Here is a 14,918-nt window from a genome sequence, read left to right as displayed (position 1 = left end):
ATGAAAGTCCTTTTAATAGATAAAAATCACGATATCCTTAATAATAAGCTGAAAGATACTGGGTTTGAAATCAGCGAAGATTACACCTCCACCAAAGATGAAATTGAAACTAAAATTCACGAATTCGATGGAATGGTGATCAGAAGTCGCTTTCCGATTGACAAACAATTTTTGGATAAAGCCACTAATTTAAAATTCATTGGTCGTGTCGGCGCTGGACTGGAAAATATAGACACAGAATATGCTGATTCTTTAGGCATTGAATTATACAATGCCCCTGAAGGAAACCGTGATGCTGTGGGAGAACATGCTTTGGGAATGTTGCTTTCTATCATGAATAGATTTGGTATTGCTGACCAAGAAGTGCGCGATGGTTTTTGGTATAGAGAAGAAAATCGTGGCGAAGAAATCAAAGGCAGAACGGTTGCTTTAATTGGCTATGGAAACATGGGAAAAGCATTTGCGCTAAGATTAAAAGGCTTTGGTGCTAATGTAATTTGTTATGACATTAAAGACGGTGTGGGTGATGAGAATTGTCGACAAACAACCATGGGTGAAGTTTTTGAAAAAGCTGATGTTTTAAGTCTTCATATTCCACAAACTGAGGATACGATTGGACTGATTAACAAAGATTATATTTCTAAATTCAAAAAGCCTTTCTATTTTGTAAATACGGCTCGGGGAAAATCTGTGGTGACCGTGGATTTAGTAGATGCCTTAAAATCAGGTAAAATCAAAGCTGCTGGATTAGATGTTTTAGAATTCGAAAAAGCTTCTTTCGAGAATTTGCATAAAGAAAATATGCCCGATGAAATGCAGTATTTAATCGAGTCTAAAAATGTTATATTAACACCGCATATCGCCGGCTGGACACACGAAAGCAAGGTAAAATTAGCCGAGGTGATTGCCGATAAAATTATAGCGGGATTTGGTTATAAGATTTAATTGAGTCTAATCCACCTTTTAAATTATACAACTGAAAATCAAATGAGGACTTCTTTAGAAGCTGAATAGCCTTCCTACTCCTCATCCCGGATTTACAAACTACTAGGAGTTTTTTATCCGTTGGGATTTCTGAAAGTCTTTCCGTTAATTCATCTAATGGAATATTCAAACCGGCGATAGAAAACTCTTGGTATTCCTTAGCCGTTCTTACGTCTAAAACCTGATAAGCTGAAGCATTAGCTTTGAATTCATTAAAATTCACCTCAGCTATTTCTACTAAACCACAAAATCCTTGATAGTCTTCACTTAAGTCTGTAATCTGAATGCTTGGATTTTTCTTAAAAGTCAACATGCTTTGTCTCATGGAAAGCGCATCAAACTGAAGTAATTTACCAGAAAGCACCTCACCTATTCCAAGAATTATTTTAAGAACTTCATTGGCTTGAAAACTGCCAATAATTCCTGGAAGAATACCTAAAACTCCTACATCCGAACAGTTCGGAACAGCGTTGGGACTCGGAGGTGTTGGATAAATACAGCGATAGGTTGGTCCATTTTTATAATTAAAAACAGACACTTGTCCATCAAACTTAAAAATTGAACCAAAAACTACGATTTTATCGAGCAAAACTGCAGCGTCATTGATTAAATAGCGTGTCGGGAAATTATCGGTTCCATCTACTATAATCCCATAAAGCTCAAAAACATTGAAAACATTTTCTTTTGATAAACGCTCCTTATACACATCAAATCCGACAAACGGATTCAGTTGTTTTAATTTCTGTACAGCTGATTCCACTTTTGATTTCCCTTTATCTTGCTGTGTAAATAAAACCTGCCGTTGCAAATTGGTTTCATCCACCACATCGTCATCAATCACACCTATTCTTCCCACGCCAGCAGCAGTTAGATATTGCAAAACCGGTGTGCTCAAACCACCAGCTCCAATCACTAAAACTTTCGCTTTTTTAAGTTTTATTTGACCTTCTTCACCCACTTCATTTAGAAGTAAATGTCGGCTGTATTGTTTTCTCTCCTCCGCAGTTAAATTCATTTTAAATCGATTTTAAAAACATTTCTCCCAATCTTTCCAAACCACTTCATAGCCTTGAGATTGAATCATTTTTTTAATTTCTTCTGTGCTTCTTTCATCTGAAATCTCAAACTGCTCTAATGATTGTTCATCCACGGAATAACCACCAGGATTGGTTTTAGAGGCGGCACTCATAGACGTAATCCCGAGATTGATGATGTTATTTCTGAACTTTTCAGATTCGCGGGTAGAAATTGATAGCTCCACATCCTCGTCTAATAAACGATAAGCACAAATCAATTGCACTAAATCAGAATCGGTCATTTCTACTTTGGGTTGCACATCACCTTCATGTGGTCGCAGGCGCGGAAAGGAGATAGAATACTTGGTTTTCCAATAGGTTTTTTGAAGATATTTTAAATGAAGTGCTGTGTAAAAACTATCCACTCGCCAATCTTCCAAACCAAATAAAGCACCTAAACCAATTTTATGAATTCCGGCTTTCCCCAATCGATCGGGCGTATCTAGTCTATAATTGAAATTCGACTTTTTCCCTTTAGGATGATGCATTTTATAGGCCGCTTCGTGATAAGTTTCCTGATACACCAACACCGCATACAATCCTTCTTTAATCAAGACTTCATATTCCTCCTGATTCAAAGGTTGAACTTCAATACTAATATTAGAAAAATGCTCACGAATTAGCTTAATCGCATTCTTTAAATATTCCACACCGACGGTTTTATTAGCTTCACCCGTTACCAATAAAATATGATCATAGCCTTGTTTTTTGATGTAAGCCACCTCATCCAAAATTTCTTGATCTGACAGCGTTTTTCTAGTGATTAAATTCGTCAAACTAAAGCCACAATAGGTGCAAATATTCTGACATTCATTCGATAAATACATCGGAATATACATTTGAATTGTATTTCCAAAACGCTTCTTGGTGATTGCATAACTACGCTTTGCCATTTCTTCCAAAAACGGCTTAGCAGCAGGAGAAATTAAGATTTTAAAATCCTCTAAATCGATTTTATCCTTAGCTAAAACTCTTTCAACATCCTGTTCGGTCACTTGGTAAATCTCAGTTTGGATGTCGTCCCAATTGTACAACTCAAATGTTTTGCGAAAACTACTCATGAAGAAAGGCGGTTAAAGGACTACTAGCTTCGGCATATTTTCTTACAGGAGCTAATTTAGACTGAAAAGCCATTCGCCCTGCTTCTACAGCGAGTTTAAAGGCCAATCCCATTTGCACAGGATTCTGAGAAACAGCAATGGCGGTATTCACCAAAACGGCATCAGCACCTAACTCCATGGCATAAGCCGCATGCGAAGGCGCTCCAATTCCTGCGTCTACAATCACCGGAACATTAGATTGCTCTATGATTATTTCTAAAAACTCCTTGGTTTTAATTCCTTTATTACTCCCGATCGGTGCTCCCAAAGGCATCACACATTGCGTTCCGACATCTTCCAATCGTTTACACAAAACTGGATCGGCGTGAATGTATGGCATCACAACAAAGCCTAATTTCACTAGCTCTTCAGCAGCTTTCAAAGTTTCAATAGGATCGGGTAATAAGTATTTAGGATCCGGATGAATTTCTAATTTAATCCAATTCGTTCCTAAAGCTTCACGGGCTAATTGAGCGGCAAAAATAGCTTCTTTCGCGGTTCTAACACCAGAAGTATTCGGTAATAAATGAATATGATTCTGTTTTAAATGAACCAAAATATCGTCTGACTCATTTTCAAGTTCTACTCTTTTTAACGCGACGGTCACTAATTCACTTTCAGAAGCCAAAATTGCCTCTTCCATTAATTTAGAACTACTGAATTTTCCAGTTCCCGTAAAAAGTCGTGAATTAAACGTTTTATCAGCAATGGTTAGATTATCATTTTCTTTATACATGTTGGTTCTGTTTTAAAAGGTTAGCCAGTTTAGAAGTTTTTAATTGCTCTTGAAATGCTGAAATTGTATTAAAGTCCGAAGTAATTTCACCTGAAACAGCGACGCCATACACTTTGGTTTTCAAAATATCTACAACATCGGTTAAGGTTATTCCACCGATGGCAATCACAGGAATATTAGAGTTTAAGTTGTCTAAGATTTGAGTGTAACCTTCCAATCCTAAAATGGGACTTAAATTGTCCTTCGTCGTGGTAAATCGAAACGGTCCTAACCCGATGTAATCGACTTGCTTTTCCACCAATGCTTTGCAATCTTCAAGTGTGTTTGCTGTTCCACCGATGATTTGCCAATCAAGTAATTCTTTACGAGCCATCGCAGGACAAGTGTCCGTTTTTCCTAGGTGAACTCCATCCGCTTCTACTTGTTTCGCCACTTTGCAATAGTCATTGATTATTAACTTCACTTGATGAGCTGATGTGATTTCACGAGCTTTTTTTGCTGTGCTTAAAATACTTTCTTCATCCAAATTCTTCAATCTAAGTTGAATCCAATCTGCTCCGTGAAGACAGGCTTTTTCTATATTTTCTAAGTGCTCTAGAGGAGTTTTCCCCTGAGATATATAATGTAATTTACTGATCATGTTTTTTTATGTTTAAATGAACTCCCAACAACGATGGATGAGAGTTTAAAAACTGTTCTGTGTAATATTTGGCGTTTCTGCATGCTGATTCTAAATCAAAGCCTAAAGCTAAATTGCTCGCTAAAGCTGAGGAAAAAACACATCCGCTACCGTGTTTTTGGTAAACTGAATTTACTTTAGGAGCGATAGAAATTTGTTCTCCAGATTTTAAGTAAACCTCATCCCAGCCTAACTTGTCGTTTCTGTGCCCACCTTTTAAATACACATGAGTGAATTGATTTATTTCCTTCAAATTTGACTTCCAATCTGCCTTTGAGTTCAATTGTTGAATCTCATCGAAGTTGGGCGTAACAATAAAACACTGTTTCCAAATATCCATCCATGCCTTTTGAACTTCATTGCTATGAAAATCAAAACCAGCACTAGCTTTTAAAATGGGATCTAGAACAACTTTTATGTTTGGATTTAACTCTTTTAACTTAAGCAGAATGAGCTTTAAGTTTTCCAATGATTCTACGATTCCGATTTTAACAACAGAAATATCAAAACGCTTGAACTCAATTTCTATCTGTTCCAAAATCTGCTCGATGGGAATCCAATGACATTTCACAAAATCCACATCATTTTGAATCGTTAGAGCCGTGCAAACTGAAAGACCATAAACGCCATGATTTCCCATGGTTTTAAGATCTGAAGTCAGTCCTGCTCCCGCACTAGGATCGTGGCCAGCAATACTTAATACATAGGTTAGCTTATCCAAAATTGGTTTTTAAAATTTTAAAATATTCCACTGGATTTTCAGCGTTCCAAAGGCTTCCTAAAACTGCTGCTCCTTTAAATCCTAAATCTTTTATTTGGTTTATACTTTCTGATGTCATTCCGCCTAAGGCTATAATATCCTTATCAACTTTATTTACATCAAAATGTCTCCCTTGATAATTCTCCTTAGAAATTGAATTGAAAACAGGACTTAAAAAGTGATAATCGAACTCAAAATAACAGTTTTCTATGTCTTTAATTTCATGAAAAGAAGAACTAATAGACTTTCCAAACATGTTTAAATCCATAAAATACTTACTTGGATGATCGATATACTGAACTCTCAAACTTTCAGAAAAATGAATGCCTCTAACATTAAACGTATTGACTAATTCATGAAAAGAATGAAGCACGATTCTGTTATGAAACTTAGCATCTATTTGTTGTAAATAAGCCACCATTTCCTCTTTGCTATAAGTCGGTTTTCTCAAATGAAAGCACTCTAAACCAGCCTCAAACAGCTGATTTAGAATACTTATTTCATTTTTTAAGTCTTTCTCTGGAGAAATTAGGATAAGCATGTATTATAGATAAACTTCTGAACCTTTTTCTCTAAACTCTTCCGATTTTTCTTCCATTCCTTTCTGAATGACTTCATTGTCGACAATGTCATTGACAGCGGCAAAGTCACGAACTTCTTGCGAAATTTTCATTGAACAGAACTTTGGACCACACATAGAACAGAAGTGAGCTAATTTAGCACCAGCTGCAGGTAAAGTTTCATCGTGATACTCCCTTGCACGCTCTGGATCTAGACCAAGATTGAACTGATCTTCCCATCTGAATTCAAATCGAGCCATACTCAAGGCATTGTCTCTATGTTGAGCTCCCGGATGACCTTTAGCTAAATCTGCCGCATGAGCTGCTAGTTTATAAGTAATTACTCCAACTCGAACGTCCTCTTTATTCGGTAAACCAAGATGCTCTTTCGGTGTTACATAACATAACATGGCACAACCATACCAGCCAATCATAGCCGCTCCAATTCCTGAAGTAATGTGATCATAACCTGGCGCAATATCCGTTGTTAAAGGCCCTAAGGTATAGAAAGGCGCTTCATCACACACCTCAATTTGTTTGTCCATATTTTCCTTAATCATGTGCATAGGAACGTGGCCTGGACCTTCGATAAAGCACTGAACATCATGTCTTCTAGCGATTTTAACCAATTCTCCTAAGGTTTCTAATTCCGCAAATTGAGCTTCATCATTGGCATCAGCAATAGACCCTGGACGCAAACCATCTCCTAAAGAAAATGCCACGTCGTATTGTTTCATGATTTCACAAATATCTTCGAAATGCGTGTATAAGAAACTTTCCTTGTGATGCGCCAAACACCATTTTGCCATGATAGAACCACCGCGAGAAACAATTCCCGTTACACGATTGGCCGTCATTGGAATGTATCTCAACAATACACCTGCATGAATGGTGAAATAATCAACCCCTTGCTCTGCTTGTTCGATTAAAGTATCTCTAAAAATCTCCCAAGTTAAGTCTTCGGCAACACCGTTTACTTTCTCCAAAGCCTGGTAAATTGGAACGGTCCCAACCGGAACTGGCGAATTACGAATAATCCATTCGCGTGTTTCGTGGATATTTTCTCCAGTAGATAAATCCATGATGTTATCCGCACCCCATCTACACGCCCATACAGCTTTTTCAACCTCCTCTTCAATAGAAGAAGTAACGGCTGAATTTCCAATATTCGCATTGATTTTCACTAAGAAATTACGGCCTAAAATCATAGGTTCCGCCTCTGGATGATTGATATTCGATGGAATTACCGCTCTACCTTTTGCCACCTCATCACGTACGAATTCAGGCGTAATTTTAGCAGGAATAGAAGCCCCAAAATCATGACCTTTATGTTGTTTTCTAATTTCGGTCATCTCATCAATACGCTGATTCTCACGAATAGCAATATATTCCATCTCAGGCGTGATAATACCTTGTTTCGCATAATGCAATTGGGTAACATTCTTCCCTTTTTTAGCTCTTAATGGTTTATTCAAAAGAGAAAAACGCATGTGATCTAAACTCTTGTCGTTTAATCTCTGATTACAATATTCAGAAGAGAAACTGTCTAATCGCTCTACGTCATTTCTATCTAAAATCCATTGTTCACGAATCTTCTCAATTCCTTTGTGGATGTTAATTTCCTTAGTTGGATCGGTATATGGACCCGAGGTATCATACACAGTTACCGGCTCGTTCGGTGTTAATTTTCCGGTTAAAGAGTCCTTGGTGTCGCTTAAAGAAATTTCTCGCATCGCCACTTGAATCTGTGGATGCAGCTTACCCTGAACATAAATTTTCTTAGAATTTGGGAATGGATCTCTTGTAATTGTCTCCTTTTTTGGAGCCGTATCTTTAATTTTCATAAAATGATTTTTCTTTATTGTTTTTAAAGTTTGTTATTATCCTCCTTGGGTTGCTTGAATGATTAAGATTTTATCATTTTCAACCAAAGTCTGACTGCTCCACAAATGTTTAAAAACAATGGAATCATTGATGGCCACAGCAATACCGTCTTGCGGAGAGCCAATTTTTGAAAGAAGTTGTTGAATGGTGAAATCCTTTTCGATTTCGAGTGATTTGTCGTTAACCTTAATTTTAATCATTGTACAGCAATATTTTTAAATATTCTGTAAACTCTAAAAAGGCTATTGAGGGAAATACAATTTTTGAAGTGTGTTGGCAACCGCCATACACAAATGAAAAGAATGCGCAAACGCATTTCACTTTTCCCTTCGCTGGTACTAACCAGATCAGGTTCAAAGGGTATTTCTCAGTTCTAATTACATTTAGAACACCCCTAAAGTTTACGAGACAAACATATAAAATATTCTGCGAGAAATAAATTAAGCTAATTAAGCATAACACTTTTAAGCCTAAAATTCATCATAGAATTAAAGTCAATAAATTGATTATCAATCTATCTAAAGAAATATGATTTAAACTAAAAAATCTTGAAGTAATTATGGATTCGCTTTAAAATAAGAAACCAATTTCTCCGCCCTACTCTTACCAATCACCTCTTGAATTTCGTCGTAAGAAGCCTCCTTAATTCGTTTAATAGAACGGAATTTCTTCAATAAATCTTGAATGGTTTTCGGTCCAATTCCTGGAATTCCATCTAACTCTGAAGTTAAACCTAATTTACTTCTTCGGTTTCGGTGATGTTCTAAACCAAATCTGTGAGATTCGTCTCTCACTTGCTGAATTACTTTTAAAGTTTCAGAAGTTTTATCTAAATACAACGGAATCGGATCGCCTGGAAAGAATAATTCTTCTAAGTTTTTAGCAATTCCAAGAATTGAAATTTTTCCTCTTAATCCTAATGCATCTAAACTTTTAACCGCAGAGCTCAACTGACCTTTTCCACCATCAATCACAATTAACTGTGGTAAGTCTTCGCCTTCTTCTATCAATCTTTTATAGCGTCTAAAAACGACCTCCTCCATACTTGCAAAGTCATTCGGACCTTCAACAGTTTTGATATTATAGTGTCGATAATCTTTCTTGCTTGGCTTTCCATCTTTAAAAACCACACAAGCCGAAACTGGATTTGTCCCCTGAATATTTGAGTTATCAAAGCCTTCTATATGACGAGGTTCCTTTGGCAAGCGCAAATCAGCTTTCATTTGTGCCATAATTCTTTTCACATGGCGATCTGGGTCCACAATCTTGGTTTGCTTTAACTTTTCAAGGCGATTGTACTTGGCATTTCGTTCAGATAATTCAACGATGCGCTTTTTGTCACCAATCAATGGAACAGTCAATTTCACATTAGGAATTTCCATGCTCAGCTCAAAAGGAAGATAAATCTCTCTTGCATCCGATGGGAATCTTTCTCTAAGCTCAATAATAGCTTCCTCCAGAATTTCTTCGTTCGTTTCGTCTAGTTTTTTCTTAATCTCTGTCGTATGACTACGGATGATTGCTCCATTGACAATATTGAAGAAATTGACATAAGCATAGCTTTCATCAGATACAATCGAATACACATCTACTTGTGTAATAGAAGGATGAACAACCGTGGATTTGGAATGATAATTCTCTAAGAGTTTCATCTTTTCCTTCATCTTATGCGCTAATTCAAACTCTAAGTTTTCGGCATAGTGATGCATTTTTTGGGTTAAATACTGTTTAGTTTCTTTAAAATTACCTTTCAGAATATTTCTAGCATTTTCTACCATCTCCATGTAATCCTCCTCGGATTGCAGGCCTTCACATGGTCCCAAACAGTTCCCTAAATGATACTCTAAGCACACTCTGTATTTTCCAGCATCAATTTTCTCTGGAGATAAATCATAATTACAAGTTCGTAGGGTATAAATCTCTCTAAAAAGACTCAACAATCCTTTTGCAATCTTAGGACTTGCAAAAGGTCCAAAATATTCGGAACCATCTTTTTTAAGTTGTCGGGTATAGATAATTCTAGGAAAACGCTCTTTTTTAATACAAATCCATGGATAGGTTTTATCATCCTTGAGCATGATATTATAACGTGGCTGATATTTTTTAATCAAATTATTCTCAAGCAATAAAGCTTCGAATTCATTATCAACAACAATGGTTTTTATATCCTCAATTCGCTTTACCAAAACACGAGTTTTTCCATCATGCACCTTATGAAAGTATTGAGAAACTCTCTTTTTAAGATTTTTAGCCTTACCTACATAAATCACCTTTCCGTCCTTGTCCAGATGCTGATAAACACCCGGCTTACGCGGTAAAGTCTTTAAAATTAATTGAATGTGTTCTGAAATCTTCATGTAGTAAAACAAAGATAAGATTTTTTTGCATTGATTTAACTGCAAGTTAAATTTGGGCGACACACAGGCTTTCCATTTCAATCTTTCTCCGCAAAAAAGACAAATATGCTTGCCAGAGGAGCTTCCTGCGGTCACTCTCTTTCGATGTTATTTTTAACTTTTCGGCAAAAAAAAGTATTTTTATACCAATCCTTGTCGCGCTTCGAGTTTAATAAAAATTCTAAAATTTTAAACCGTGGTTTATCTTTCAATTTTATATTATTTTCTCATCCAAGTATCAATACCAATCATGAAGTTACTATGAATACGCGAATTTGGATAAATTCCAAATGTACTCCATTCACCATTCGATCTAATCTGCTTGAAAGTACGTACTTCGTCCGAAATTTTTAATCTTAAAGTAGGTCTAACCTTTTTATCACCAAACTTATTGGGTAAAAATCTAACGCTCATATTGACCTTTTGCAATGACAGGTGCTAACTCGAGGGGGGGGGGGCTTGAATAGCATTATCCTGTGCTTTTTTGGGCAAAGAAAAGAGTTCCCAGAAATAATAAGCTGATAAGAATTGTAAATTTCATTTAATATGCTTTTTATAAACTATCTACCTCAACGTCCTAGTTTTCAATATTATTGCTTAAAATCTTAATTTTCAAATTTGAAAAAAAACTTAAAAAAACCCTAGACAATTGATTCGTTATGGGAAACCAGAATAACTATTTTTTTACTTTACTCTCAATTAAGAATAAAAGTTTTCAACAAATAAAATAAGCGGGTAATCCGTTTTAGGAATCCCGCTTAATTTGTACTTAAGAATATAAATTAAAAGAGTTAATAAACAAACCATCTATTTAAAAGCTAATTCTCAAAGTTTCTTAAAATGACCAGCAATTGTTTATGGACAAGGCTTGGTGAATACATGCATAGTACATTCATTACATGTGCATTCGAATGTAGGACTTCCACCATCTTCAGGCACCGTCATCTTTACTCTACAACAACCCGAACCGCTACAGGAGACTTGATAACAATCACATCCTACTTCACATCCTTTGGTTGTATTCATTTTCAAATTATAATCTGTATAAATAATATTACTTTCTTTTCCATTTTTAGTTTTATAACTTATATCTGCAAAAGAAAATTTCTTAAAATAGCTATATTCTATTTTAGTGATTTCTAAATGTTCATCTTCATTAAGATCTTTAAGAATGTAGATTTCAGATCTCAAATCATTTACGGAATTTGCTACTTTAAATCCATTTTTAGATATTAATTCTACTTTTTCTTTACTTAATACTTCATCGTCTTCATTACATGAATTAAAAGTAATTGCGAAAGGAATTAGTATTAATAATATTATAATTATTTTTTTCATAATAAATAATGTTAAAAAATATGCCTACTCATTTTTTTTAGCTCGCTTTTCGGCTTATACGAGTCAGACTTTCATTTTTTAAAATTAATGCTAACAAACAATTCTTCTACTTTCCTTATTATAAAATAAAGTTCCAATAAATGATTTTCCGATTAAATTGTACAAAAATAATCATCTCTTCATAAATTTATTAATTAAATTTTTTATATACAAATTTCTAACATGATTTTTTTATTAAATTTTAAGAATCTGAATAAATTTTTCTTATTTCCATTTTTTTACAGTTTGAGTAACAATCAAGCTGGTCCAATCATCAGAAATTGTTTATCCTTAATAAACGAAGGCTTCTTTCCTTCAACTTTATGCCCATAAAACTGACCGACCCAAGCTAAAAAGAATACTATTATTGCTGTATATACTAAGGTTTCAGTTCCGAATTGATTTTCAATAAAATAGCTTAAACCAAAGCATAAGAAGATGAAAATCAACATTCCAAAAGCTAAATTAATGGATAGTCGGATGTAATAAATCCAAACCAAGAGCATGGCGATAATAGCTAAATTGAGCTGGATTCCCATTACTTCAGAAAATTTAACCGACCACAAAAGTGCTGTAATACTCCAAAAAATAATAGGCACACAAATCCAATGAATGAGTTTATTGGTATGATTTTGATGACTTTCACCATATTCGTCTAATAATGAAGTAATTGTTCTCATAATTTATTTAGAAATAAAATTTAACTTAATCTATTTCAAATTTGACATTCACTGCAACTACAAACTTTTTGGGCTTAAACTCAATTTCTGGTGGCGTATAAGTATTTTTGCCTGTAGAACTATATCCTAGAACAACAATCTGATTTACATCTACAGAATCCCATCCTTCATCGTAGCTATCAGCAATAAATATAGCTTTGACAAGATTTTGACCGAGCGGTTCTAAAAGAGATTCAGCCTGTGCTTTAGCTTTTTTAATAGCTTCAGATCTTAATGCCAAAAGAAGCTCCTCTTTTTTTGAATATTCTGTTTTTCCCAGTTCAACATTAGCAATCCCGAATTCTTCTAAAGCAACAATCGCACGTCCTGCTGTTTGTGAATCAAAAACTTTGAGCTCATAAGCCTTAGACTTCATGATATCTTTTTGCTTTAAGAAATATTTCTTGTAATTACTCCCTAAGTCTGTTAGCCTAAGTTGCTTTTCAGTATTAATTCCCAATGATTTAAGTTTGGCAATCATCCTTGCTTCTAATTCTTCTACAGAAATCTTGTTTCTACTATCAGATTCTTTGATTAGAATATCTAAGTAAATAAGATCAGGAACCACAAGAGAATCTGCATATGCAGAAGTCTCCAAATATGGTTTATCTATAAAATTCTTTGTCTGCCCAAAGGTTAATTGCAATAAGAATAGTAAAATTCCAGCGAGTAATAATTTTTTCATGATGACAAGGTTAAGAATTACATTAAATCTAGAAATAATTACGCAGACCTCGATATAATTTATGTAGAATATTTTATAAACTTAAATTTTAAACATAAAAAAAGGTCTAACAAATATTTCAATTGTTAAACCTTTCTATTTTTTTCTATTAAATATATAATCCCTTAAAAAGGCATTACGTCATCATCATCGGTGTTAAAATCCTCTGGCGTTCCGAATTGTTCTGGTCCAAATCCACTACCAAATGCTTCTTCAGAAGATGCTGTAAATCCTAAATCATCACCATCATTCATACTACTTTGAAGCATTACAGGTTCACCAAAATCAAAAGATTCAGTTTCTAAATCGGTAAACTTAGCCTGATCACCGATAAATCGTAATCGAATATTTTCTAAGGCACCGTTTCTGTGCTTTGCAATAATAAACTCAGCCTGTCCAGCACAAGGTGTTGCCTCCTCGTCATCCCAATGGTCTAATTTATAATACTCTGGACGATAAATAAAGGTTACGATATCCGCATCCTGCTCAATCGCTCCAGACTCCCTAAGGTCGGATAATAATGGACGTTTATTTCCTCCACGCGTTTCAACCGCTCTCGATAGCTGAGAAAGTGCGATAACGGGTACATTTAACTCCTTTGCAATAGCTTTCAAACTTCGAGAAATCGTAGAAATTTCTTGCTCACGGTTACCAGAAGCACCCTTGTCTCGAGTGGTCATTAACTGCAAGTAGTCAATAATAATTAACTTAACTCCGTGCTGAGAAACTAGCCTTCTACATTTAGCTCTTAAGTCAAAAACGTTTAAGGCTGGCGTATCGTCAATATAAAGTGGTGCATTCTCTAAACCTTTAACTTTGGTATAAAGCTGCTTCCACTCGGCATCCGTTAAGGTACCTTTTTTAATTTTATCTGATTTAATCCCGGTTTCACCTACAATCAAACGGGTAATCAACTGCACACTACTCATCTCCAGAGAGAATACAGCAACCGGCATTTTACTATCTACAGCAATATTCTTTGCCATAGACAATACGAAAGCGGTTTTACCCATACCAGGACGAGCTGCTAAGATGACTAAATCCGAAGCCTGCCAACCTGAAGTAATTTTATCGATTTCTGTAAATCCAGAAGGAACTCCACTTAGACCTTCTTTCTCAGACATCGCTTTAATTTGTTCAATAGCTTGGAAAACTAATGATTTAGAATCCATATAACTCGATTTCAAACTACCATCGGTAATTTTGAAAATCTCGCTCTCGGCCTCATCTAATAACTCAAAAATATCAGATGTATCGTCGTAAGACTTGTCAATAATATTAGAAGAAATTTCAATCAACTTTCTTAAAACATATTTCTCTTGAATTACTCTTGCGTGGAATTCAATATGTGCAGAGGTTGATACTTTTTGGGTGAGTCCGATTAAATAAAAGTCACCACCCACACTCTCTAATTTACCATCTTTTCTCAACTGATTAGAAACCGTCAATAAATCGATTGGTTGTGATTCATTGAACAAAGTTGTGATGGCAGCAAAAATGTATTGATGCTCCGGACGATAGAAAAATTCTTCTTGAAGGATCTCGATCGTTTCGTTCAATCCTTTTTTGTCGATCATCATGGCTCCCAACACAGCTTCCTCTAAATCGACCGCTTGAGGAGGTAATTTACCTCGATTTACCGTGTTGATTTTCTGTGGTTTAAAGTTCGTTTTAATATTTGCGCTAGGGTTCTCCATGGACTGGTAAAAGTATAAAAAATGCTTATAGGTTTTAAAAAATTCACTTTGTTTTATTAACAAAGACGACAATCTCTTCGCAAGCTTACACTATAAAAGCGATTGCAAAGATGTTAAAATTTCAATGGGATAAATCCATCAAAATTTAAGGCAAATGTAGTCCGAAGAAACTCTAGTTTCTTCAGACTAATTTTAATTTGTAAACTTGAATTCTATATAATATACG

15 protein-coding genes and 1 riboswitch are annotated in these 14,918 nt (G+C 35.2%); of the genes, 1 reads left to right on the top strand and 14 read right to left on the bottom strand.

Features of this window, described 5'->3' with window-relative positions; translation table 11 throughout:
• Window positions 1-945 carry a 2-hydroxyacid dehydrogenase gene (locus tag NLM59_RS08015; protein WP_304417250.1) on the top strand — a complete coding sequence of 315 codons (945 nt, stop codon included), beginning with the start codon at window positions 1-3 and terminating at the stop codon, window positions 943-945.
• Here the strand turns inward: NLM59_RS08015 and NLM59_RS08010 are convergent.
• From NLM59_RS08010 to dnaB, 14 genes are all read right to left on the bottom strand, one after another.
• Window positions 917-1,999 carry a ThiF family adenylyltransferase gene (locus tag NLM59_RS08010; RefSeq protein ID WP_304417249.1) on the bottom strand — a complete coding sequence of 361 codons (1,083 nt, stop codon included), beginning with the start codon at window positions 1,997-1,999 and terminating at the stop codon, window positions 917-919. The genes NLM59_RS08015 and NLM59_RS08010 overlap by 29 nt on opposite strands.
• 12 nt (window positions 2,000-2,011) lie before the next feature.
• A complete protein-coding gene (gene thiH / locus NLM59_RS08005) occupies window positions 2,012-3,121 on the bottom strand; it encodes a 2-iminoacetate synthase ThiH (RefSeq protein ID WP_304417248.1) in 1,110 nt (369 codons plus the stop codon).
• Window positions 3,114-3,896, bottom strand: a complete 783-nt coding sequence (locus tag NLM59_RS08000; RefSeq protein ID WP_304417247.1) for a thiazole synthase — start codon at window positions 3,894-3,896, stop codon at window positions 3,114-3,116. Before NLM59_RS08000 ends, thiH begins: the two co-directional genes overlap by 8 nt.
• Window positions 3,889-4,536 (bottom strand): thiamine phosphate synthase, encoded by a 648-nt coding sequence (thiE, locus tag NLM59_RS07995; protein WP_304417246.1) that lies wholly within the window; start codon window positions 4,534-4,536, stop codon window positions 3,889-3,891. Before thiE ends, NLM59_RS08000 begins: the two co-directional genes overlap by 8 nt.
• A complete protein-coding gene (locus NLM59_RS07990; protein WP_304417245.1) occupies window positions 4,526-5,296 on the bottom strand; it encodes a hydroxymethylpyrimidine/phosphomethylpyrimidine kinase in 771 nt (256 codons plus the stop codon). The genes thiE and NLM59_RS07990 overlap by 11 nt, the downstream gene beginning before the upstream one ends.
• A complete protein-coding gene (locus NLM59_RS07985) occupies window positions 5,289-5,876 on the bottom strand; it encodes a thiamine phosphate synthase (protein WP_304417244.1) in 588 nt (195 codons plus the stop codon). The genes NLM59_RS07990 and NLM59_RS07985 overlap by 8 nt, the downstream gene beginning before the upstream one ends.
• 3 nt (window positions 5,877-5,879) lie before the next feature.
• Window positions 5,880-7,739 (bottom strand): phosphomethylpyrimidine synthase ThiC, encoded by a 1,860-nt coding sequence (gene thiC, locus NLM59_RS07980; RefSeq protein ID WP_304417243.1) that lies wholly within the window; start codon window positions 7,737-7,739, stop codon window positions 5,880-5,882.
• Window positions 7,740-7,775: 36 nt separating this feature from the next.
• The gene (thiS, locus tag NLM59_RS07975) at window positions 7,776-7,979 is read right to left on the bottom strand and encodes a sulfur carrier protein ThiS (RefSeq protein ID WP_304417242.1); all 204 of its coding nucleotides are present in this window, start codon (window positions 7,977-7,979) and stop codon (window positions 7,776-7,778) included.
• Window positions 7,980-8,086: 107 nt separating this feature from the next.
• Window positions 8,087-8,185: riboswitch (TPP riboswitch) on the bottom strand.
• A 151-nt stretch (window positions 8,186-8,336) separates the two neighbouring features.
• A complete protein-coding gene (gene uvrC / locus NLM59_RS07970) occupies window positions 8,337-10,136 on the bottom strand; it encodes an excinuclease ABC subunit UvrC (protein ID WP_304417241.1) in 1,800 nt (599 codons plus the stop codon).
• A gap of 258 nt (window positions 10,137-10,394) precedes the next feature.
• Complete coding sequence (locus NLM59_RS07965; protein ID WP_304417240.1) at window positions 10,395-10,589, bottom strand: hypothetical protein; 195 nt, start codon at window positions 10,587-10,589, stop codon at window positions 10,395-10,397.
• 441 nt (window positions 10,590-11,030) lie between these two features.
• On the bottom strand, window positions 11,031-11,513 hold the full coding sequence (locus NLM59_RS07960; protein WP_304417239.1) for a hypothetical protein: 483 nt from the start codon (window positions 11,511-11,513) through the stop codon (window positions 11,031-11,033).
• 296 nt (window positions 11,514-11,809) lie between these two features.
• Window positions 11,810-12,232, bottom strand: a complete 423-nt coding sequence (locus NLM59_RS07955; RefSeq protein WP_304417238.1) for an Mpo1 family 2-hydroxy fatty acid dioxygenase — start codon at window positions 12,230-12,232, stop codon at window positions 11,810-11,812.
• Between the two features lie 25 nt (window positions 12,233-12,257).
• Window positions 12,258-12,956, bottom strand: coding sequence for an SIMPL domain-containing protein (locus NLM59_RS07950; protein WP_304417237.1), 699 nt, complete (start codon window positions 12,954-12,956; stop codon window positions 12,258-12,260).
• A 164-nt stretch (window positions 12,957-13,120) separates the two neighbouring features.
• Complete coding sequence (gene dnaB / locus NLM59_RS07945) at window positions 13,121-14,692, bottom strand: replicative DNA helicase (protein ID WP_304417236.1); 1,572 nt, start codon at window positions 14,690-14,692, stop codon at window positions 13,121-13,123.
• Between the last annotated feature and the right edge of the window lie 226 nt (window positions 14,693-14,918).

This window comes from Profundicola chukchiensis, from assembly GCF_029664245.1.
Lineage (GTDB): Bacteria > Bacteroidota > Bacteroidia > Flavobacteriales > Weeksellaceae > Profundicola > Profundicola chukchiensis.
This window is presented reverse-complemented; position numbering and strand designations above follow the sequence as displayed.